The organism is Stenotrophomonas terrae (genome assembly GCF_001431465.1).
Lineage (GTDB): Bacteria > Pseudomonadota > Gammaproteobacteria > Xanthomonadales > Xanthomonadaceae > Stenotrophomonas > Stenotrophomonas terrae.
In genome coordinates this window covers 67,520-87,707 of sequence record NZ_LDJJ01000027.1, presented here as the reverse complement: position 1 = coordinate 87,707, position 20,188 = coordinate 67,520, and the positions used below count along the sequence as shown (strand labels likewise).

General features: G+C 64.1%; 21 protein-coding genes and 1 tRNA gene. 19 read left to right on the top strand and 3 right to left on the bottom strand.

Translation table 11 applies throughout. From position 1 onward, the window contains the following. Window positions 1-138: 138 nt before the first annotated feature. Window positions 139-678, bottom strand: a complete 540-nt coding sequence (locus ABB27_RS08490) for a Smr/MutS family protein (RefSeq protein WP_057628268.1) — start codon at window positions 676-678, stop codon at window positions 139-141. Window positions 679-858: 180 nt separating this feature from the next. On the opposite strand from ABB27_RS08490, the gene surE reads away from it, so the two are divergent. Genes surE through ABB27_RS08470 form a run of 4 tightly spaced genes read left to right on the top strand, consistent with a single transcriptional unit; the run spans window position 859 to window position 3,715 of the window. Continuing rightward, entirely contained in the window at window positions 859-1,638 is a 780-nt protein-coding gene (gene surE / locus ABB27_RS08485) for a 5'/3'-nucleotidase SurE (protein ID WP_057628267.1), read from the top strand. After that, window positions 1,635-2,312, top strand: coding sequence for a protein-L-isoaspartate(D-aspartate) O-methyltransferase (locus ABB27_RS08480; RefSeq protein ID WP_057628266.1), 678 nt, complete (start codon window positions 1,635-1,637; stop codon window positions 2,310-2,312). The genes surE and ABB27_RS08480 overlap by 4 nt, the downstream gene beginning before the upstream one ends. Before the next feature lie 18 nt (window positions 2,313-2,330). Further along, window positions 2,331-2,945: a YqaA family protein gene (locus ABB27_RS08475; protein WP_057628265.1), complete on the top strand. Its 615-nt coding sequence runs from the start codon at window positions 2,331-2,333 to the stop codon at window positions 2,943-2,945. Further along, entirely contained in the window at window positions 2,942-3,715 is a 774-nt protein-coding gene (locus ABB27_RS08470; protein WP_057628264.1) for a peptidoglycan DD-metalloendopeptidase family protein, read from the top strand. The genes ABB27_RS08475 and ABB27_RS08470 overlap by 4 nt, the downstream gene beginning before the upstream one ends. 447 nt (window positions 3,716-4,162) lie before the next feature. On the opposite strand, the gene ABB27_RS08465 is transcribed toward ABB27_RS08470, so the two are convergent. After that, window positions 4,163-4,543 carry an Mth938-like domain-containing protein gene (locus tag ABB27_RS08465; RefSeq protein WP_057628263.1) on the bottom strand — a complete coding sequence of 127 codons (381 nt, stop codon included), beginning with the start codon at window positions 4,541-4,543 and terminating at the stop codon, window positions 4,163-4,165. A 16-nt stretch (window positions 4,544-4,559) separates the two neighbouring features. Further along, complete coding sequence (gene yhbY, locus ABB27_RS08460) at window positions 4,560-4,865, bottom strand: ribosome assembly RNA-binding protein YhbY (protein WP_057628262.1); 306 nt, start codon at window positions 4,863-4,865, stop codon at window positions 4,560-4,562. A 64-nt stretch (window positions 4,866-4,929) separates the two neighbouring features. Here yhbY and rlmE point away from each other — a divergent pair, with 64 nt between their 5' ends. From rlmE to ABB27_RS08385, 15 genes are all read left to right on the top strand, one after another. Further along, a complete protein-coding gene (gene rlmE, locus ABB27_RS08455; RefSeq protein ID WP_057628261.1) occupies window positions 4,930-5,562 on the top strand; it encodes a 23S rRNA (uridine(2552)-2'-O)-methyltransferase RlmE in 633 nt (210 codons plus the stop codon). A 58-nt stretch (window positions 5,563-5,620) separates the two neighbouring features. Next, window positions 5,621-7,546, top strand: a complete 1,926-nt coding sequence (gene ftsH, locus ABB27_RS08450) for an ATP-dependent zinc metalloprotease FtsH (RefSeq protein WP_057628260.1) — start codon at window positions 5,621-5,623, stop codon at window positions 7,544-7,546. A 114-nt stretch (window positions 7,547-7,660) separates the two neighbouring features. Then, window positions 7,661-7,849, top strand: a complete 189-nt coding sequence (locus ABB27_RS08445) for a hypothetical protein (protein ID WP_057628259.1) — start codon at window positions 7,661-7,663, stop codon at window positions 7,847-7,849. A 123-nt stretch (window positions 7,850-7,972) separates the two neighbouring features. After that, window positions 7,973-8,869: a dihydropteroate synthase gene (gene folP / locus ABB27_RS08440; protein ID WP_057628258.1), complete on the top strand. Its 897-nt coding sequence runs from the start codon at window positions 7,973-7,975 to the stop codon at window positions 8,867-8,869. Then, on the top strand, window positions 8,869-9,822 hold the full coding sequence (gene miaA, locus ABB27_RS08435; protein ID WP_057628257.1) for a tRNA (adenosine(37)-N6)-dimethylallyltransferase MiaA: 954 nt from the start codon (window positions 8,869-8,871) through the stop codon (window positions 9,820-9,822). Before folP ends, miaA begins: the two co-directional genes overlap by 1 nt. 92 nt (window positions 9,823-9,914) lie before the next feature. After that, a complete protein-coding gene (gene hfq, locus ABB27_RS08430; protein WP_057628256.1) occupies window positions 9,915-10,202 on the top strand; it encodes an RNA chaperone Hfq in 288 nt (95 codons plus the stop codon). Window positions 10,203-10,216: 14 nt separating this feature from the next. After that, entirely contained in the window at window positions 10,217-11,527 is a 1,311-nt protein-coding gene (gene hflX, locus ABB27_RS08425; RefSeq protein WP_057628255.1) for a ribosome rescue GTPase HflX, read from the top strand. Between the two features lie 400 nt (window positions 11,528-11,927). Next, complete coding sequence (locus ABB27_RS08420; protein ID WP_057628254.1) at window positions 11,928-12,422, top strand: CinA family protein; 495 nt, start codon at window positions 11,928-11,930, stop codon at window positions 12,420-12,422. 35 nt (window positions 12,423-12,457) lie between these two features. After that, window positions 12,458-14,137 (top strand): 2-polyprenylphenol 6-hydroxylase, encoded by a 1,680-nt coding sequence (gene ubiB / locus ABB27_RS08415; protein WP_057628253.1) that lies wholly within the window; start codon window positions 12,458-12,460, stop codon window positions 14,135-14,137. Between the two features lie 52 nt (window positions 14,138-14,189). Continuing rightward, the gene (gene lexA, locus ABB27_RS08410; RefSeq protein ID WP_057628252.1) at window positions 14,190-14,837 is read left to right on the top strand and encodes a transcriptional repressor LexA; all 648 of its coding nucleotides are present in this window, start codon (window positions 14,190-14,192) and stop codon (window positions 14,835-14,837) included. Window positions 14,838-15,054: 217 nt separating this feature from the next. Next, a complete protein-coding gene (recA, locus tag ABB27_RS08405) occupies window positions 15,055-16,092 on the top strand; it encodes a recombinase RecA (protein ID WP_057628251.1) in 1,038 nt (345 codons plus the stop codon). 140 nt (window positions 16,093-16,232) lie between these two features. Then, window positions 16,233-16,715 carry a recombination regulator RecX gene (recX, locus tag ABB27_RS08400; protein ID WP_057628250.1) on the top strand — a complete coding sequence of 161 codons (483 nt, stop codon included), beginning with the start codon at window positions 16,233-16,235 and terminating at the stop codon, window positions 16,713-16,715. A gap of 109 nt (window positions 16,716-16,824) precedes the next feature. Then, on the top strand, window positions 16,825-19,476 hold the full coding sequence (alaS, locus tag ABB27_RS08395; protein ID WP_057628249.1) for an alanine--tRNA ligase: 2,652 nt from the start codon (window positions 16,825-16,827) through the stop codon (window positions 19,474-19,476). A gap of 139 nt (window positions 19,477-19,615) precedes the next feature. Further along, the gene (gene csrA, locus ABB27_RS08390) at window positions 19,616-19,819 is read left to right on the top strand and encodes a carbon storage regulator CsrA (protein ID WP_057628248.1); all 204 of its coding nucleotides are present in this window, start codon (window positions 19,616-19,618) and stop codon (window positions 19,817-19,819) included. Window positions 19,820-19,894: 75 nt separating this feature from the next. Then, a tRNA-Ser gene (locus ABB27_RS08385) sits at window positions 19,895-19,987 on the top strand. Window positions 19,988-20,188: the final 201 nt, after the last annotated feature.

Below are 20,188 nucleotides of genomic sequence, written 5' to 3'. Positions count from 1 at the left end.
CCGGGTGAGCGCAAGCGCACCCGGGAAGCTGGCAGCCAGTGTCGCTTTAACACGTCGCGCGGACAGCCCCGGGTGCGCTGCGCTTACCCGGGCTACGGTGATGGGTGGGCTGGCCAGGTGGCAGCACACGCGCGCAACTCAGCGGTTGGCCAGCAGTACCAGTACCGCACCGGTGCCGCCCTGGGTGGGCGGCGCCGAATGGAAGGCCAGCACATCATTGCGTTGGCGCAGCATGCGGTCGACCAGATTCTTCAGCACCGGCGCACCGCCATCTGACTGCAGGCCCTTGCCGTGGATGATGCGCACGCAGCCATGTTCATGCGCGCGGGCTTCGAGCAGGAACTGGCGCAGCAGGTTCTCGGCCTGGGCGGCACTGGCGCCGTGCAGGTCCAGTTCGTCCTGCACTGAATACTGGCCGCGCTTGAGCCGCTGGAACATGCGCGGCGGCAGGTTGTCGCGTCGATAGCTCGCGTTGTCACCCGCCTCCAGCGGCGTACTGGAGCGCAGCAGGCGGGCAAATTCGCCCAGGGCCTCGGATTCATCCAATTCTTTCATGCGCGCGCGCGGCTTGGGCTTGGGTTTGCCCACAGGCGGGGGCTCCACCGGGCGCATCGGCGTCACTTCGCCGATGGCCGAGCGGAACAATGCGGCGTCATCTTCATCATCTGGGTACGACATTTGCACAGCGTAACGTGCGCGCGATCGCAGGCAAGCCCTGCGGGGTGGAAAGTGCCAGGGTGCATTCCGGTATCATGGCCGCTCAGGTCGGTCCGTCCCGGTGATGTACTAACCGGGGGTTCCGGCGATTGCGGCGCTGAGTGGGAGCGCCGCGTGTTGATCCAGTAACCCAGGCCTTTAATGCGCGTACTTGTATCAAATGACGATGGTGTGGACGCCCCGGGCATCAAGATGTTGGCCGAGGAGCTTCGCAACGCCGGACATGAAGTCACCGTGGTGGCGCCGGACCGTGACCGTTCTGGTGCCTCCAACTCACTCACGCTGGATCAGCCGGTGCGTCTGCGCCGCATTGACCACTACACCTGTTCGGTTGCGGGTACACCCACCGACTGCGTGCATCTGGCGCTGACCGGCATGCTCGAATACGAGCCCGATATCGTGGTATCCGGGATCAACAACGCCGCCAACCTGGGCGACGATGTGATCTATTCGGGCACGGTGTCGGCAGCGATGGAAGGGCGCTTCCTCGGCCTGCCATCAGTGGCAGTGTCGCTGGTCACGCACAAGCACGAAGCAAGGAATTTCCGCACCGCTGCCCGCGCCGCGGTGGAGATCGTGTCGCGGCTGATCGCCGATCCGCTGCCGGCCGACACCATTCTCAACGTCAATGTGCCTGACCTGCCGTGGGAAGAAATCCGCGGTTTCGAGGTTACCCGGCTGGGCAACCGGCACCGCGCCGAAGCCTGCATCCCGGCAACCGATCCGCGCGGCAATACCGTGTACTGGATCGGCCCGGCCGGCAGTGAGCAGGACGCCGGCCCCGGCACCGATTTCCATGCTGTGCGTACCGGTCATATCTCGATCACCCCGATCCAGGTGGACCTTACCCGCTACTCGGCCTTGGAAAAGGTCGCCAGCTGGGTAGGCGGGCTGACCGACACGCTGGGGAAGCCGGAATGACGGCGCGAATGCGCCTGCAGCCGGAGGCCGTGGGCATCGGCATGACCTCGCAACGGGTCCGTGACCGCCTGGTGGACCGCCTGCGCGAAGTAGGCATCGCCGACGAGGCCACGCTCAATGCCGTGCGTGTGGTGCCGCGTCATCTGTTCATCGACGAGGCGCTGGCGTCGCGTGCCTATGAAGACACCGCATTGCCAATTGGCCATGGCCAGACCATCTCCCAGCCCTGGGTTGTGGCGCGGATGACGGAAGTGGTGCTCGCGGTTGCGCCGAAGAAAGTACTGGAAGTGGGCACCGGCTCGGGTTACCAGGCGGCCATCCTCGGTGCGCTGGGGCTGGAAGTGTTCACCGTCGAGCGCATCGGCGACCTGCTGCGGCAGGCGCGCAAGCGCTTCCGCCACCTGGGCATGAATATCCGCACCAAGCATGACGATGGCCGTGTTGGCTGGGCCGAGCATGGCCCCTATGACGCCATCGTGGTGACTGCCGCGGCGCCAGCGCTGGTTGATGCCTTGATCGACCAGTTGGCCGTGGGCGGCCGGCTGGTTGCGCCGGTCGGTGGGCCCGGCGGACAGGTGCTGTTGCAACTGACCCGGCTCGCCGATGGCACCATTGCCCAGGAAGAGCTGGCACCGGTGAGTTTCGTGCCACTGTTGCCCGGCATGCTGGACTGAGACAGGACTACTCACTGAATGAAGATTTTTGGGCCGTTATACGACCGTGCCATGGTCTGGGCCGCCAACGAGCGCGCGCCAACCTATTTGACCGTGCTCAGTTTCATCGAGGCCATCATCTTCCCGGTGATGCCCGAAGTGATGTTGATGCCGATGTGCGTGGCGCAGCCGCGCAAGGGCTGGCGTTTTGCAACGCTGAGCCTGGCTGGTTCGATGGCCGGCGCGATGGTGGGCTATGCGCTGGGCCATTACGCCTTCGAGGCCTTGAAGCCGGTATTCGAGGCGCTGGGCATGTTGCCGGCTATTGAAGGCGGCATCGCCACCCTGCAGGCGAAGATGGTGGAGTCGCCGTGGGCGGTGTTTACCTTCCTGGTGCTGGGCGGCTTCATGCCCATTCCGATGAAGGTCTTCACATGGGCCTCGGGTATCGTCGGCGTGCCGCTCCCGCAATATGTGCTGAGCATGCTGGTGGGGCGTGGCAAGCGGGTTTATTTGTTGGCGGCGGTGATCCGCTTCGGCGGCGCAAAGGCGGCCGAGCGGTTACGACGCTGGATTGAGCCGTTGGGCTGGATCGCCACCGCATTGGTGGTGGGCCTGGTGGCGTGGTTGGTCTGGAGGGCTAAATTCGCATGAATGCATTGATGTTGGGCAAGGGATTGGGCAGGGCACTGGCCGTGCTGGCGGTGGTCTCGTTGGCCGCCTGCGGCACCGCCACGGTAGTCAAACCCTCGGGCGGCGGCTCCGGCTCGTCCACCTCGACCACGCCGCGGACCTCGGTGGCCAAGCCTGGCCAGACCGCGGTTGTCCGTCGCGGCGATACGCTGTTCGGTATCGCCCGGATCAATAACATCACCCCGCGTGACCTTGCCGCGTGGAATGGCCTGTCCGAGCCCTACACGATCTATCCGGGGCAGGCGCTGCGGCTGTATCCGGGCGGCGCCACGGCCAGTCGGCCGGCGACAGGTGGTTCAACGACGACCACGACCCGCCCGGCAACGCCGCCGGCAGCGACGGCTACCCCGGTCAACAGCGGTATCGCCTGGCGTTGGCCGGCCGAGGGCGCGTTGGTGGGCCGTTTCGTGGCCGGTGAGGCCACCAAGCAGGGCGTGGATATCGCCGGCAGCAGCGGCCAGGCCGTGCGTGCCGCCGGTCCGGGTGTGGTGGTGTATTCCGGCGCCGGCCTGGTCGGCTACGGCGAGCTGATCATCATCAAGCACAACGACCAATGGCTGTCGGCCTACGGGCATAACCGCAAGCGGCTGGTCAACGAAGGCCAGAGCGTGAAGGCCGGCGACCAGATCGCCGAGATGGGCCGCACCGGCACCTCGCGCGACATGCTGCATTTCGAGATCCGCTACAACGGCAAGCCGGTTGATCCGTTGATCTACCTGCCGAACAGGTAAGCAGGCGCTGCCGGGGCAAACCCGGCAGCCCGCAGCTGTGTAGTGCCGAGCCATGCTCGGCAAGGGCGGGGCCAGCGATATGCCAGCACCTGCAGGAAACGGCTTGTAGGAGCGGCGTAAGCCGCGAAGCCGGCATCGCTGGATTGCCATGTGTCTGCCGCCTGCTTGCTCAGGTGCTTCGCGGCTTACGCCGCTCCTACAGAATGTGTTGCAGTTAAGCATGCGCTGCCGGGGTAAAGCCGGCAGCCTGCGGCTGGGTAGTGCCGAGCCATGCTCGGCAAGGGCAAAGCCCGCGACACATCAGCATCCGCAGGAAACGGCTTGTAGGAGCGGCGTAAGCCGCGAAGCTGGTATCGCTGGATTACCTACATGTCTGCCGCCTGGTTGCTCAGGTGTTTCGCGGCTTACGCCGCTCCTACAGAACCTGTTGCCGGTACTGCTGCCGCTTTACGAGGCGCTTTCCAGAATGATGGCCATCACCACGCGGCGGTTCTCGCCGGCCAGCACGTTGAAGGTGCGCGCGGCGGAGGCATTGTTCATCACCTCGATGCCGATGCCGCGGGTCAGGCAGGCGGCCATCACTGCCGCAGGCGGGAAGATCTGCCTTTCACCCGTGCCGAGGATGACCAGGGCCGGATTCTGTTCCAGGGCCGGTGCCAGATGCTCGGCGCTCAGCTCGGCGACCGAGGTCACCGGCCAGTCTTCAATCAGGGTGTTCGGCGACAGGATGAAGCTGCGGCCCAGCACGCGGTCGTTCACCTTCGCCTGGTGGCCATCGGCCTGGCGCAGGGAATAGATGTAATCGGGTAGTTCGCGACTGAGCTGCATCTTGCTTCCTCGGCGATCAGCCGCGCGGCAGAACGATCTGGCGCTTTTCCTTGGCCGGGCGGTAGAGCACGGCGACGTGGCCGATGCGCTGCACCAGTGCCGAAGCGCTGGCCTGGACCATTTCATCGATCAGCGCGTCGCGCGCTTCGCGGTCTTCTGCAGCCACTTTGACCTTGACCAGCTCGTGGCGCTCCAGCACCTCGTCCAGCTCGGCCAAAAAGGCCGGGGTGACCCCTTTGCCACCGATTTGCAGCAGTGCTTTCAGGTCATGCGCGATGCCGCGCAGGAATCGGTTCTGGGCCGAGGTCAGGACGATAGACATACAGGACTACAGGTAATCAAGGGGGTTCAGGGTATCATGACCACCCCTGTGAGCCCCATTGCCAATGCCTTCCCGTAGCAAAAGTAGCCAGCGCTGGCTGAAAGAACACTTCTCCGATCCTTTTGTAAAAAAGGCCCAGAAGGAGGGCATGCGCTCGCGCGCGGCCTACAAGCTGGAGGAGCTGCTGGAGCGTGACCGCTTGCTCAAGCCGCATATGGTGGTGGTCGATCTGGGCGCCGCCCCGGGTGGCTGGTCGCAGCAGGTGCGCAGGCAGATGGGCGATACCGGCCGGGTACTGGCACTGGATATCCTGGAAATGCCGCCGCTGGCTGGCGTGGAGTTCCTTCACGGAGACTTCAGGGAACAAGACGTCCTATCGGCATTTGAAGCCATGCTCGGGAATCAGCCGGTGGACCTTGTGCTGTCGGATATGGCCCCCAATAAGAGTGGTATGGATGCGGTTGACCAACCGCGGATGATGCACCTGGCGGAGTTGGCGTTGGATTTTGCCGACAACCATCTCAAGCCGGGTGGGGCGTTCCTGATCAAGTTGTTCCAGGGCGTCGGCTTTGACGACTACGTGCGCGAAATGCGCCGTCGTTATGACAAAGTGGCCATTCGCAAGCCGGACGCTTCACGCAAGCGTTCATCCGAGGTTTATGCCTTGGGGCAGGGCAAGCGCACCCAGATAAAGTAAGCTCAACCGTACGACTTATCAGAAATTAGTATCTAGAGGGACACCGGAGCCGATGAGGATGAACGACCTGACCAAGAACCTCCTGTTATGGGTGGTTGTCGCCGTCGTGCTGATGGTGGTGTTCCAGAGCTTTGCCCCGCGTAGCGGCGCAGCAGCTGCTGGCGATGCCCGTAATTACACGCAGTTCCTGCAGGAAGTGGACGCGGGCCGGATCAAGTCGGTCGAGTACACCGACAAGACCACGCTGACCACCAACCACCTGCGCTTCAAGCGTGCTGACGGCTCTGACGGTGCACTGTACGCGCCGGCCGACCCCAAGCTGCTGGATCAGCTGTATTCGAAGAATGTTGAAGTTGCCCGTCAGGAGCCGGCTGGCCCGAGTTTCTGGGGCATCGTGCTGCAGTTCCTGCCGATACTGCTGTTGATCGGTTTCTGGATCTTCATGATGCGGCAGATGCAGGGCGGTGGCGGTGGGGCCAAGGGCGCGATGTCCTTCGGTAAATCCCGCGCCAAGCTGCAGGGCGAAGACCAGATCAAGGTCACCTTTGCCGACGTCGCCGGTTGTGACGAGGCCAAGGAAGAAGTCGGCGAGCTGGTCGAGTTCCTGCGTGACCCCTCCAAGTTCACCAAGCTGGGCGGCAAGATTCCGCGCGGCGTGTTGATGGTGGGCCCGCCGGGTACCGGCAAGACGCTGTTGGCCCGCGCCATTGCCGGCGAGGCCAAGGTGCCGTTCTTCGCCATCTCCGGTTCGGACTTCGTCGAGATGTTCGTCGGCGTCGGTGCCAGCCGCGTGCGCGACATGTTCGAGCAGGCCAAGAAGCACGCGCCGTGCATCATCTTCATCGACGAAATCGATGCCGTCGGCCGTCACCGCGGCTCGGGCATGGGCGGTGGCCATGACGAGCGCGAGCAGACCCTGAACCAGATGCTGGTCGAGATGGACGGCTTCGAGGGCGGTGAAGGCGTGATCGTGATCGCCGCCACCAACCGACCCGACGTGCTGGACAAGGCGCTGCTGCGTCCGGGCCGTTTCGACCGCCAGGTGATGGTCGGCCTGCCAGACATCAAGGGCCGCGAGCAGATCCTGCGCGTGCACCTGCGCAAGGTGCCGGCCGCCGATGACGTGCGTCCGGAAGTGCTGGCACGCGGTACTCCGGGTTTTTCCGGTGCCGATCTGGCCAACCTGATCAATGAAGGCGCCCTGTTTGCGGCTCGTCGCAACAAGCAGGAAGTCGACATGAAGGACTTCGAGGACGCCAAGGACAAGATCTACATGGGTCCTGAGCGCCGCAGCATGGTCATGCGCGAGGATGAGCGTCGCAACACCGCTTACCACGAGTCCGGCCACGCCGTTGTCGCCATGTCGTTGCCCAAGGCCGACCCGGTGCACAAGGTCACCATCATGCCGCGCGGCTGGGCATTGGGCGTGACCTGGCAGTTGCCCGAGCACGACCACATCAGCAAGTACCGCGATCGCATGCTGGAAGAGCTGGCGATCCTGTTTGGTGGCCGTATCGCCGAGGAGATCTTCGTCGGTGAGATGTCGACCGGCGCCTCCAACGACTTCGAGCGCGCCACCAAGCTGGCGCGTGGCATGGTCACCAAGTACGGCATGTCCGATGTGATGGGCACCATGGTCTACGCCGACGAAGAAGCCGGCTATGGCATGCACAGCAAGACCATTTCCGAGGCCACCCAGCAGAAGGTGGACGCGGAAATCCGTCGCATCCTCGACGAGCAGTACCAGGTTGCCTACAAGATTCTGGAAGAGAAGCGCGAGATCGTCGAAGCGATGACCGCCGCGCTGCTGGACTGGGAAACCATCGATGCCGAGCAGGTCAAGGCGATCATGGAAGGCCGCAAGCCTTCGCCGCCGGCCGGTTGGGTGGACAAGGGTGGCAACAATGACCGTACCGACGACGGCAAGGGTGGCGACGCGCAGCAGCCGGTGACGCCGATCACCGACCCTGCCGGCCAGCACTGAGGCAGTCGTCTTGTGTCAATGAAGAACGGGCCGGTTTTCCGGCCCGTTTTTTTATGCGCCAGCCAGCGTGCTGGGCGAGAATAGCGGCATATTGGTTTTTCCAGGTCCAGTCCCATGAATGCTTCCCCGCCGCCGCCCAAGGCGCCCTCGGCCAATGTGCCGGAAATGATCATCGCCACCGTCGCCGGCGTCGGCTTCGGGGTGAAGACCAATAATTTCCTGGCCGGCATCTTCATCGGCGTAGTGTTGGGGGTGATCCTGAGCCTGATCGGCAGCCGCATCCGCGCTCGCAAAAAGCCGTGAAGCGATCCCGGTCACGTGCCTTGCCGCTGCTTGGCAGGTGGTCCCTAAACACTGATACGACAGCGTTTGAGCCCCGCTTGCGGCGGCTTAGACTAGGTCTGGTTGCCGTCCGCAGGAGCGCCCATGTTTGATGTTGTCCCCACCCTGGAATGCGGCGGCCTGACGCTGCGGCTGGACCGGCCGCTGGTAATGGGCATCGTCAATGTCACCCCGGATTCGTTCTCCGATGGCGGCCAGCATGCCGATACCGCGGCTGCGGTTGCGCATGCATTGGCGCTGGTGGAGCAAGGGGCCGACCTGCTCGACATCGGCGGCGAATCCACCCGTCCGGGCGCAAGCCCGGTGTCGGTACAGGAAGAGATCGATCGGGTTGTGCCGGTGATCGAAGCCCTGGCCGCGCGGGTGTCGGTGCCGTTGAGCGTGGACACCTTCAAGCCGGAGGTGATGCGCGCCGCGCTTGCCGCCGGTGCGCACATGATCAACGACGTGCAGGCCCTGCAGCAGCCCGGTGCACTCGAGGCGGTTGCCGACTCCAAGGCGGCGGTGGTGTTGATGCACGCGGTTGGCGGGCCCTACGACGCCGGCATTGCGCACAGCTATGTCGATATCGCCGGGGATGTGCAGCGTTTCCTTGCCGAACGCATCTTTGCCGCCGAAATGGCAGGCATCGGGCGCAAGCGGCTGCTGCTCGACCCTGGCTATGGCTTCAACAAGGACACCGCGCAGAATTTCGCCTTGCTGGCGGCGCAGGCGCGGTTGAACAGCCTGGGCGCGCCGCTGCTGGCGGGCTTTTCGCGCAAGCGTTGCATCGGCGATGTCACCGGCCGCGCGCTGGCTGCCGAACGCGTGGCTGGCTCGCTGGCTGCACATCTGCTGGCGGTGCAGAACGGCGCGATGATGGTGCGTGTGCATGATGTGGCTGCAACCGTGGATGCGCTCAAGGTGCTCGCAGCGGTGGCTGCAGTACCTGCGCCGCGCGCCGACAAGCCTGCCATGCCGCGCTGGCCGGATGAGGATTGATGGGCGCCGATCAACGGCCATTGGCCATCGCCCTGATGGGGCCTACCGCCTCGGGCAAGACCGCAGCGGCGATTGCCTTGGCCAAGGCCTATGACGGTGAGATCGTCAGCGTCGATTCGGCACTGGTCTACCGTGGCCTGGAGATTGGCGCAGCCAAGCCGGACGCCGCCGAACAGGACGGTATTCCCCACCATCTGCTGGACCTGCGGGACCCCTGGCAGACCTATTCGGCTGCCGAGTTTTCGGCAGATGCAACGGCGGCGGTGCGTGACATCGTCGCGCGCGGCAAATTGCCGATACTGGCCGGCGGTACCGGCCTGTATTTCCGTGCCCTGCTGCAGGGGTTGTCACCGATGCCGGAGGCGGACCCTGCCACGCGTGCGGCGATTGCCGCCGAGGCAGAGGCCTGCGGCTGGCCGGCCCTGCATGCCCAGCTGGCGCAACTGGACCCGGTGGCCGCCGCGCGCATTCATGCCACCGATCCGCAGCGCATCCAGCGGGCGTTGGAGGTTTATCGTCTGACCGGCAAGCCGATCAGCTATTGGCAGGCATTGCCGGGCATCGCGCGGCTGCCGGTGCGGGTGCTGAAACTGGTGCTGGCCCCGGCCGAGCGCGCGGTGCTGCATCAGCGTATCGAGCGCCGCTTCGACCTGATGCTGGAGCGCGGCTTCCTGGACGAAGTGCGGGCCTTGCGGGCACTGCCGCAGATGGCGACGGTCGCCGCGCCACTGGACCTGCCGGCGGTACGCGCGGTGGGCTACCGGCAGGCCTGGCAGTTCCTGGACGGCCAGGGCACTGCCGCTGAATTCCGCGACAAGGGCGTGTTTGCCACCCGTCAGCTGGCCAAACGGCAGATCACCTGGCTGCGCGGCGAGCTGGATGCGCGCTGGTTTGATCCAGTTCGGGACATGTCTGGTGTGCGGAACGCGGTTTCCCGCTTTCTGCAAGGCTGAGCAAGCGCGCGGCGGTGTACCATCAGGGTTCCGGGCGGGCAGGGGACGCCGCCATCAGTCCGGTTCATAAAAACAATAACGAGGAGTAGACGATGTCCAAGGGGCAGTCTTTGCAGGATCCGTTTCTGAATGCGTTGCGCCGTGAGCGCGTGCCGGTTTCGGTCTACCTGGTAAATGGCATCAAATTGCAGGGCACGATCGAGTCGTTCGATCAGTTTGTGGTGCTGCTGCGTAATACCGTCAGCCAGATGGTCTACAAGCACGCTATTTCCACGGTGGTGCCGGCGCGCAATGTGCGCGTGGGGCCGGGTGGTGGTTACGTGCAATCGGGTGATGGAAGCCAGGCAGCTGATGACGAAATTGACAACGACAACGAATAAGCAGGTGGCGGCGCATGTTTGACCGCTCGAAAAAGGGCGAACATGCGCTGTTGATCCAGCCGCATGTTGGCCGGCTGGAAGAAGATGTGCTGGAAGAATTCACCGACCTCGCACGTTCGGCCGGGGCAAGCATTGCCGCGACCATCAGCGCACGCATGGATCGGCCCAATCCTTCCACCCTGATCGGCAGTGGCAAGCTGGAAGAGGTGAAGGCTGCGGCCGACGCCACCGGTGCCGATCTGGTGCTGGTCAATCATCAACTCAGCCCGGTGCAGGAGCGCAACCTTGAGCGCTACCTGGAGCGTCGCGTGATCGATCGCACCGGCCTGATCCTGGATATCTTCGCCCAGCGGGCACACAGCCACGAGGGCAAGCTGCAGGTCGAGCTGGCCCAGTTGCGGCATATGTCGACCCGGCTGGTGCGCGGCTGGACCCACCTTGAGCGTCAGCGCGGTGGTTCCATCGGTTTGCGTGGCCCGGGTGAAACCCAGCTGGAAACCGACCGCCGCCTGCTGCAGAAGCGGGTCGAGCAGTTGCAGAAGCGGCTGGAGAAGGTCGAGGTGCAGCGCACCCAGATGCGCCGTGCGCGGGTCCGCAGCGAAATGCCGCGTATCGCCCTGGTCGGCTATACCAATGCAGGCAAGTCCACGCTGTTCAATGCGTTGACCGGTGCCGAGGCTTACGCTGCCGACCAGTTGTTTGCCACCCTGGACCCGACCGTGCGGCGGATCAATCTGCCGGGCGGCAATGCGATGCTGGCCGATACCGTCGGCTTCGTGCGCAACCTGCCGCATGATCTGGTGGCGGCATTCCGCTCAACGCTGTCCGAAGCGCGCGAAGCGGATTTCCTGCTGCATCTGGTCGATGCCGCCGATCCGCTGCGTGAAGAGCGCATCGCCCAGGTCGATGAGGTACTGGAAGCGGTAGGTGCGGGCGACTTGCCGCAGCTGCTGGTGTTCAACAAGATCGATCGTATCGAAGGTGCCGAAGTGCGCCACGATGCACAGGACGGCGTACCGGACGACTCACGGCGCGAGCGGGTGTGGGTTTCCGCACGCGACGGCCGTGGGCTGGAACTGCTGCAGTCGGTGCTGGGCAAGCGCCTGGGCCTGCAGCACGTCACCGGCAGCGTGCGTCTGCCGCCCAGTGCCGGCCGCCTGCGCGCGCGCCTGCACCAGCTGGAAGTCATCCGCAGCGAGCAGGCGGACGAAGACGGCTGGCTGGTCGAGGTGGATATTCCCATCGCCGAGGCCGAGAAGCTGGCCGCCAGCGAAGACGGCGCGGTGATCAAGCCGTTGTTGCCGGAAAAGCTGCCTGAGTGGTGAGATCGGCGGCTTGCCGATTGAGCTGATAAGGGGAACGACAGCCCTGGCAGTACTCACAGAGAGTGCTGCCGCATGAGCCGCTTGTTTGTGGGAGCGGCATAAGCCGCGAAGCTGGCATCGTGTCAGATGGCACAACTGCCAGTGGCCTCAAGCAATATCAGCTTCGCGGTTTACGCCGCTCCCACAGCAGCCGCAGCTGTTTTTTGTAGGAGCGGCGTAAGCCGCGAAGCCGCCACACTGCCAGACCGCAAAAGGGCGCATGGCCCAACTACATCGGCTACACAGCGAATCCCGCGCGCAATGCCGGCTCACACATTGGACCGGCCACCGGCTGTGCCCTGACATACAGGCCTGATCTGCGGTAAAACGTCAGGGTTCCCCACAAAACCCTGCTATCGCGATGTCCAATCCAACCGATGCCGATCTCAACGCCCAGGCCGCCGCGCTTGGCGAGCGCCTGCAGCAAGCCTCGTTGCAACTGGTGACCGCGGAAAGCTGCAGTGGCGGCTGGATCGCCAAGAGCATGACCGACATAGCCGGCTCCTCGGCATTCTTCGATTGCGGCATGGTGGTCTACAGCTACGAGGCCAAGCAGCGCCTGCTCGGTGTGCGTGCGCAGACCCTGGAGCAGTACGGCGCGGTGAGCCGCGAAACCGTGCTGGAAATGGTGGCTGGCGCCTTGATCAATTCCGGTGCCGGCATCGCGGTGGCGGTCACCGGCATTGCCGGCCCCGGCGGCGGCAGCCCGGACAAACCGGTGGGCAGCGTCTGGATAGGCTGGAAGCGGCGCGGCGGGTACGCCCGCGCACAGTTGTTCCAGTTCGACGGCGACCGCGATGCCGTACGCAGGCAAACCGTGGGTGCTGCATTGCGGGGCATTGCCGAGCAACTGTGACATGCTGGCCCTGCTACCAAGCGGGGTACACATCGATGTGGGAAACACTGGGCACCGTCCGCGATCTGGGCCGGCTGCAGGAAATTGCCGGCGTCCTGATCCGTTATGGTTTTGGCGACGTGGTGCGCCGCATCGGGCTCGCCTCGGTGCTCGAACGCGCCGGTCGTCTGGTGCGTTGGAACGACAGCCAGCAAATGCTGCGGATGACTGCGCCGGTACGTGTACGCAGCGCGATGCAGGAGCTGGGGCCGACCTTCGTCAAGCTTGGCCAGGTGCTGGCCACCCGCGTGGATCTGCTGCCACCGGAATGGATCGCCGAGTTGTCCGAACTGCAGAACGCAGTGCCGGCGCTGCCGTATGCGGCCATCCGTGAGCAGTTGCAGGCCGATCTCGGTGCGCCGCCCGCGCAGGTATTCGCCTTTCTTGATGAGACACCGATGGCCGCCGCGTCGTTGGCGCAGGCGCATCGCGCGCGCCTCCACGATGGCCGCGAAGTCGTGCTGAAAATCCGCCGGCCCGGCATCCGCGATGTGGTCGAGGCCGATCTGCGCCTGCTGGCGCGGCTGTCGGAAATCGTTGAGGCGCGCTTGCCCGACTTGCGCCGCTATCGCCCGGCCGAAGTGGTGCAGCAGTTCACCGTATCGCTGCGCAGCGAAATGGATTTCGCTGCTGAATGCCGCAACGCCGAACGCATTGCGCGCAACTTCGAGGGCCGCGACGACATCCTGATTCCCAGCGTGCACTGGCAGTGGACCTGCGAAAGCCTCAACGTGCAGGACTTCGTCGATGGCATTCCGGGCCGCAAGCTGGATGCCGTGGATGACGCAGGTCTGGACCGCGCTGCCTTGGCCCGCCGCGGTGCCGACATCGTGTTGAAGATGGTGCTTGAAGACGGCTATTTCCACGCTGATCCGCATCCGGGCAATATTTTCTACATGCGCGACGGGCGTATCGGCGTGATCGACTTCGGCATGGTCGGCGCACTGTCCGAAGCGCGCCGCTTCCAGGTTGCACAGCTGTTGCACGGGCTGGTCGAGCAGGAACCGCAGGCGGTGGCCGACGTGCTGCTGGACTGGGCCGGTGGCGTGGAGGTTGACGAGGCCCGGCTGCAGCAGGACATCAGCCAGTTCGTCGACCAGTACCGTGGCGTGCCACTGAAGGATCTGCGCATCGGCCTGATGCTGGGCGATATCACCCAGCTGCTGCGCAGTTACAGCCTGACCTTGCCGGCCGACCTGGCGTTGATGATCAAGGCCTTCCTTACCCTGGAAGGCATGGGCCGGCAGCTGGATCCGGATTTCGACATGGCCAGTGCCGCGCGTCCGTTCCTGGAGCGGGTGGTGATGCAGCGCTACGCGCCCAAGGCGCTGCTCAAGCGTGGCCGCCGCAGTCTGCTGGGGATGCTGGATTTCGCCGGCGAACTACCGCGCGACCTGCGCCGGCTGGTGCAGGCCGCACGCCGTGGACAGCTCAAGCTGAAGGTGGAAACCACCGCCTTGCAGGGCTTTGGCGACCAGGTCAACCGCGCCGCCAACCGCCTGGTGGTGGGGGTGATCACCGCGGCGCTGATCATCGGCTCGTCGATCGTGATGCACAGCGTGGGCGGGCTCTCCAGCCGCTGGTTCCTGGCCCTGGGGCTGCTGGGCTTTGTCGGCGCCGGCATCTGCGGGGTGTGGATCCTGTTCTCGATCTGGCGCAGCGGACGGCATTCCTGATTCGCAGCGAAGGGGCTTGCAGTTCTTTTTGTTAGTAGTAATACTACTAACCATGAACCTGACCGACACCCAGCAGGCCATCCTTGACTTGATCGCCGAGCGCATCGAGGCCGAGGGCATGCCGCCATCGCAGACCGAAATCGCCCGCGCCTTTGGTTTCAAGGGCGTACGTTCGGCCCAATACCACCTGGATGCCTTGGAAGCGGCAGGCGCCATCGAACGTGTCCCAGGACGCGCTCGCGGCATCCGCCTGCTGCGCCAGGAAAGCGAGGGCGCAGCGGAAGCGCAGGCGCCTGCACTGGCTGCCAACGACGATGTGCTGCGCCTGCCCATTCTCGGCCGGGTCGCCGCCGGCCTGCCGATCGGCGCGGACATCGGTTCGGACGACTACGTGGTGCTGGACAAGGTGTTTTTCTCGCCCGCGCCGGATTACCTGCTCAAGGTGCAGGGTGATTCGATGATTGACGAGGGCATTTTCAACGGCGACCTGATCGGCGTGCACCGCACCCGTGACGCGCTCTCCGGGCAGATCGTGGTGGCGCGTATCGATGACGAAATCACCGTCAAGTTGCTGAAGATCGCCAAGGACCGTATCCGTCTATTGCCGCGCAATCCCGACTACGCACCGATCGAAGTCCTGCCCGACCAGGATTTCTCCATCGAGGGGCTGTACTGCGGCCTGCTGCGGCCCAACCGCTGAAACGCGCTGATTTGAAGCCCGCGGATTTGAAAACCGCGCATTCCGCAGCCGTAACTGACTGTTTCTCTTACGTAGGGCGGGTGTTTGGGCTGCTGTCGGTATCCTTGTCGGCCCCATAATTTTGTCGTCTCGGCTGCAGTCTCAGCCTATGCGATACGACTCCCCTACAGTGGACCCCATGACGAAATCAACGAAATCAACCCCGAGGACGAACACGATGGACGAGAACAAGAAGCGCGCGCTTACCGCCGCACTGAGTCAGATCGAAAAGCAGTTCGGCAAAGGCTCGGTGATGCGTATGGGCGACCGTGTTGTCGAACCCGTCGAGATCATCCCAACGGGCTCGTTGATGCTGGATATCGCACTGGGCATTGGTGGCCTGCCGAAGGGCCGCGTAGTTGAAATCTACGGCCCGGAATCCTCGGGCAAGACCACCCTGACGCTGCAGGCGATTGCCGAATGCCAGAAGCTGGGCGGCACCGCGGCCTTCATCGACGCCGAGCACGCGCTGGATCCGATCTACGCCGCCAAGCTGGGCGTCAACGTCGACGACCTGCTGCTGTCGCAGCCCGACACTGGTGAGCAGGCCCTGGAAATCGCCGACATGCTGGTGCGTTCCGGCTCGGTCGACATCGTGGTGGTCGACTCGGTCGCCGCGCTGACCCCGCGTGCGGAAATCGAAGGCGAAATGGGCGACCAGCTGCCGGGCCTGCAGGCACGTCTGATGAGCCAGGCGCTGCGCAAGCTGACCGGCAACATCAAGCGCTCCAATACGCTGGTCATCTTCATCAACCAGCTGCGCATGAAGATCGGTGTGATGATGCCGGGCCAGAGCCCGGAAGTGACCACCGGCGGCAACGCATTGAAGTTCTATGCCTCGGTGCGCCTGGACATCCGCCGTATCGGTGCGATCAAGAAGGGTGACGAGATCATCGGCAACCAGACCAAGATCAAGGTGGTCAAGAACAAGCTGGCGCCGCCGTTCAAGCAGGTCATCACCGAAATCCTCTACGGCGAAGGCATTTCCCGCGAGGGCGAGCTGATCGACATGGGCGTGGAAGCCAAGCTGGTGGAGAAGGCCGGCGCCTGGTACAGCTACGGCGAAGAGCGCATCGGCCAGGGCAAGGACAACGCCCGTGGTTACCTGCGCGACAACCCGCAGGTTGCAGTCCGCCTGGAAGCCGAGCTCCGCGAGAAGTTCCAGCCCACCGAAGCGGCGCGCGAAGAAGGCGACGCTGAGGACGGCGAGGAGTGATTTTCCCGCGGGAGCGGGTGGCGCATCGTCAGTGACGTCGCCCGCTCCTGCGGCATTTTGTCCATGAAGGCTCCGCTCCAGGGATGGGGCGGAGTTGGGCGTTGCCGGGATTGGGCGTAGTAGTAGGTGCTATGACAGAGATGGATGACCAGCCTGCGGGCAAAACCAAGCGTGGCCGTCAGCAGACGCCGTTGCAGCGCGCTTTGGGGCTGCTGGTCAGGCGCGAGCATTCGCGCAAGGAGCTTGGGCGCAAGTTGAAATCGCGAGGTGTCGATCCCGACGCGGTCGATGCGGCGGTCGCGCGCTTGGCCGAAGAGGGCTGGCAGGACGACGCGCGTTTTGCCCAATCCGTGGTGCGCAACCGCGCCGGCAGTGGCTATGGGCCGCTGCATATCCGCGCGGAGCTGGGCACCCATGGGCTGGACAGCGAGCAGATCGAGGCTGCCATGGCTTCGTTTGAAGGCGATTGGACTGAAAACGCGCGTGAGCTGGTGTGCCGCCGTTTTGGCGCCAGCGGCCCGGAAGATCTGGCGCAGCGGCGCAAAGCCGCGGATCTATTGGCCCGGCGTGGATTTGACGGCAACTGTATCCGCCAGGCCAGCCGTTACGATCCAGAGGACTGATGAGGACTGGGCGGGCTGGGCCTGATACCCTTTCAGGGTTTCGGTTGTCCCGAATTCCCGCGCCTGCACAGGCTGCTGGGACCCGTTTGCCAGCTTATCGCCAGTCCCCATGAATACACCTGCCAAATTTACTACCTCCCAGATCCGCGCTGATTTCCTCGAATTCTTCAAGGGCAAAGGCCACACCATCGTGCCGTCGGCACCACTGGTGCCGGGCAATGACCCGACCCTGCTGTTCACCAACTCGGGCATGGTCCAGTTCAAGGACGTGTTCCTGGGCGCGGAAAAGCGCAGCTACGTGCGCGCTGCCGACGTCCAGCGCTGCCTGCGCGCCGGTGGCAAGCACAACGACCTGGACCAGGTCGGCTATACCGCCCGCCACCACACCTTCTTCGAAATGCTGGGTAACTGGTCTTTCGGTGATTACTTCAAGAAGGACGCCATTGCCTGGGCCTGGGAGCTGCTGACCCAGGTCTGGAAGCTGCCGGCCGAGCGCCTGCTGGTCACCGTCTACCAGACCGATGACGAGGCCTATGCGCTGTGGCGCGATATGGTCGGCATCCCGGAAGACCGCATCGTGCGCATCGGCGACAACAAGGGTGCGCCGTTCGCATCGGACAACTTCTGGCAGATGGCCGATACCGGTCCCTGCGGCCCCTGCACCGAGATCTTCTTCGACCATGGCGATCACATCGCCGGTGGCCCGCCGGGCTCGCCGGATGAAGACGGTGACCGCTTCATCGAGATCTGGAACCTGGTGTTCATGCAGTTCGACCGTCAGCCCGATGGCTCGCTGCAGCCACTGCCGGCGCCATGCGTGGATACCGGCATGGGCCTGGAGCGCCTGGCCGCGATCCTGCAGCACGTGCACACCAACTACGAGATCGACCTGTTCCAGGCGTTGATCCGCAAGGTTTCCGAGCTGACCGGCATGGCTGACCTGGAAAACAAGTCGCTGCGCGTGATCGCCGATCACATCCGCGCCTGTTCGTTCCTGATCGTCGACGGCGTGCTGCCGTCCAATGAAGGCCGCGGCTATGTCCTGCGCCGCATCATCCGCCGCGCCCTGCGCCATGGCTGGATGCTGGGCGTGCGCCAGCCGTTCTTCAGCAAGCTGGTGCCGACCCTGATCGAGCAGATGGGCGAGGCCTATCCGGAACTGCCGGCGCAGGCCGACACGGTGGTGCGCGCCTTGCTGGCCGAAGAAGAGCGTTTCGCTGAAACCTTGGATTCGGGCATGAAGATCTTCGACGACGTCGCTGCCAAGGTCAGCGATGGTGTCATTCCCGGCGTGGACGCTTTCCGTCTGTACGACACCTACGGCTTCCCGGTCGACCTGACCGCCGATATCGCCCGCGAGCGCGGCATGACGGTGGACATGGCCGGCTTTGATGCCTCGATGGAACACCAGCGCGAAACCGCGCGTGCCGCCGGCAAGTTCGGTGGTGGTGTCACTTTGCCGGCCGAACTGGTCGCTACGCTGTCGCCGACAGTGTTCCTGGGCTACGACGCGCTGCAGGCCGATGGCCTGAAAGTCGTCGCGCTGATCAAGGATGGCCGCCCGGTGGATGCCGTGCAGGCTGGCGACGAGGTCATCGTGTTCACCGCGCAGACCCCGTTCTATGCCGAGTCCGGTGGCCAGGTGGGTGATACCGGCGTGCTCTCGGCTGCCGGTGTGAAGGTGGCGGTCAGCGACACGCAGAAGTTCGCCGGCCAGTTCCACGGCCATGTCGGCAAGCTGGAGCAGGGCGCGTTGAAAATCGGTGACGTGCTGGCCGGTGCGGTGGATGCATCGCGCCGTGGCGCCACCATCCTCAATCACTCGGCTACCCATCTGTTGCATGCCGCCCTGCGCGAAGTGCTGGGCACGCACGTGCAGCAGAAGGGCTCGCTGGTGGCGCCGGATCGCCTGCGCTTCGATTTCTCGCACTTCCAGCCGATCAGTGCCGAAGAACTGGCGCTCATCGAGCGCAAGGTCAATGAGCAGGTGCGCGCCAACAACGCCGCCGAAGTGCACAACATGGGCATGCAGGAAGCGCTGGACTTCGGTGCCATGGCGCTGTTTGGCGAGAAGTACGGTGAAAACGTACGCGTGCTGAAGATGGGCGAGTACTCCACCGAGCTGTGCGGTGGCACCCACGTGTCGCGCACCGGTGACATCGGCCTGTTCAAGATCACCTCCGAGGGCGGTGTGTCCTCGGGCGTGCGTCGTATCGAGGCGGTGACCGGGCAGGGCGCGCTGGATTACGTCGCCGACGAGGAAGCGCGTCTGCATGAGGCAGCGCAGCTGCTTGGCGGCAGCGCCGGTGATGTGGTCGACAAGATCCGTCAGCTGGCCGAGCGGCAGAAGAAGCTGGAGCGCGAGCTGGAGGCCCTCAAGGCCAAGGTCGCCTCCGGCGCTACCGCTGATCTGGGCGGCTCGGCGGTGGACGTGGCCGGGGTGAAGGTGCTGGCCGTGCGTCTGGAAGGCTTTGATGCCAAGGCGCTGCGCGATGCCATGGATCGCCTGAAGCAGCAGCTGGGTGACGCCATCATCGTGCTGGCGGGCGTGCAGGACGGCAAGGCAGCGCTGGTTGCCGGCGTCAGTGGCGCTGCGCTGGGCAAGGTCAAGGCGGGCGAGCTGTTGGCGCACGTGGCGGCCCAGATCGGCGGCAAGGGCGGTGGTCGTCCGGACATGGCCCAGGGTGGCGGTGAGGACGGTCCCACGCTGGTGGCGGCCCTTGAGGGCGTCCTGGGATGGGTCAAGCCACATCTGGCCTGAATGTGACAAGCCAAGTACCTTGTAGGTGTTTGCGCCCTGACGTTAACATTGGGAGTCTTTTCCCTTTGTCGTGGGGCGCATAGCTAGAAGCGCGCCAATGCCGGCGGGAAACCCTGCCGGTTCCATGGAGATTTGCAAAATGTTGATCCTGACTCGCCGTGTAGGCGAAACCTTGATGATCGGCGACTCGGTCAGCGTGACCGTGCTCGGCGTCAAGGGCAACCAGGTACGTATCGGTATCACCGCTCCGAAGGATGTGGCGGTGCACCGTGAGGAGATTTTCCAGCGTATCCAGCGTGGCGATGAGCCCGCGACCCCCGGAAGTGAAGAAACTTCCGAATAAGGGTTTACCTTTCACCTCGTTTAACGTTATTCTTCGCGCCCCGCTTCGGAATACACGTGGCGGGGCAAAAGAAACGGAGTGATGCCCGAGTGGCTGAAGGGGCTCCCCTGCTAAGGGAGTATAGGGTTAAAAGCTCTATCGAGGGTTCGAATCCCTCTCACTCCGCCAGTTTCAAAAAAGCCCCTTTCAAGGGGCTTTTTTGTGTCTGTTGATTTTGTCGCTGCGCCTGGTGGTGATGAGTTTCTGTTTCGACGTGCTGGTGCGCCACGCGCTTTTGTAGGAGTGGCGTCAGCCGCGAAGCTCACGGACGATCAGATTGCTGGGTCTTGAATTCAATAGCGCCAGTGTCGCGGCATATGCGGCTCTCTG

Coding starts and splice junctions, on each gene's coding strand:
- ABB27_RS08490 (WP_057628268.1), bottom strand. CDS start 678: ATGTCGTACCCAGATGATGAAGATGACGCCGCATTGTTCCGCTCGGCC.
- surE (WP_057628267.1), top strand. CDS start 859: ATGCGCGTACTTGTATCAAATGACGATGGTGTGGACGCCCCGGGCATC.
- ABB27_RS08480 (WP_057628266.1), top strand. CDS start 1,635: ATGACGGCGCGAATGCGCCTGCAGCCGGAGGCCGTGGGCATCGGCATG.
- ABB27_RS08475 (WP_057628265.1), top strand. CDS start 2,331: ATGAAGATTTTTGGGCCGTTATACGACCGTGCCATGGTCTGGGCCGCC.
- ABB27_RS08470 (WP_057628264.1), top strand. CDS start 2,942: ATGAATGCATTGATGTTGGGCAAGGGATTGGGCAGGGCACTGGCCGTG.
- ABB27_RS08465 (WP_057628263.1), bottom strand. CDS start 4,543: ATGCAGCTCAGTCGCGAACTACCCGATTACATCTATTCCCTGCGCCAG.
- yhbY (WP_057628262.1), bottom strand. CDS start 4,865: ATGTCTATCGTCCTGACCTCGGCCCAGAACCGATTCCTGCGCGGCATC.
- rlmE (WP_057628261.1), top strand. CDS start 4,930: ATGCCTTCCCGTAGCAAAAGTAGCCAGCGCTGGCTGAAAGAACACTTC.
- ftsH (WP_057628260.1), top strand. CDS start 5,621: ATGAACGACCTGACCAAGAACCTCCTGTTATGGGTGGTTGTCGCCGTC.
- ABB27_RS08445 (WP_057628259.1), top strand. CDS start 7,661: ATGAATGCTTCCCCGCCGCCGCCCAAGGCGCCCTCGGCCAATGTGCCG.
- folP (WP_057628258.1), top strand. CDS start 7,973: ATGTTTGATGTTGTCCCCACCCTGGAATGCGGCGGCCTGACGCTGCGG.
- miaA (WP_057628257.1), top strand. CDS start 8,869: ATGGGCGCCGATCAACGGCCATTGGCCATCGCCCTGATGGGGCCTACC.
- hfq (WP_057628256.1), top strand. CDS start 9,915: ATGTCCAAGGGGCAGTCTTTGCAGGATCCGTTTCTGAATGCGTTGCGC.
- hflX (WP_057628255.1), top strand. CDS start 10,217: ATGTTTGACCGCTCGAAAAAGGGCGAACATGCGCTGTTGATCCAGCCG.
- ABB27_RS08420 (WP_057628254.1), top strand. CDS start 11,928: ATGTCCAATCCAACCGATGCCGATCTCAACGCCCAGGCCGCCGCGCTT.
- ubiB (WP_057628253.1), top strand. CDS start 12,458: ATGTGGGAAACACTGGGCACCGTCCGCGATCTGGGCCGGCTGCAGGAA.
- lexA (WP_057628252.1), top strand. CDS start 14,190: ATGAACCTGACCGACACCCAGCAGGCCATCCTTGACTTGATCGCCGAG.
- recA (WP_057628251.1), top strand. CDS start 15,055: ATGGACGAGAACAAGAAGCGCGCGCTTACCGCCGCACTGAGTCAGATC.
- recX (WP_057628250.1), top strand. CDS start 16,233: ATGGATGACCAGCCTGCGGGCAAAACCAAGCGTGGCCGTCAGCAGACG.
- alaS (WP_057628249.1), top strand. CDS start 16,825: ATGAATACACCTGCCAAATTTACTACCTCCCAGATCCGCGCTGATTTC.
- csrA (WP_057628248.1), top strand. CDS start 19,616: ATGTTGATCCTGACTCGCCGTGTAGGCGAAACCTTGATGATCGGCGAC.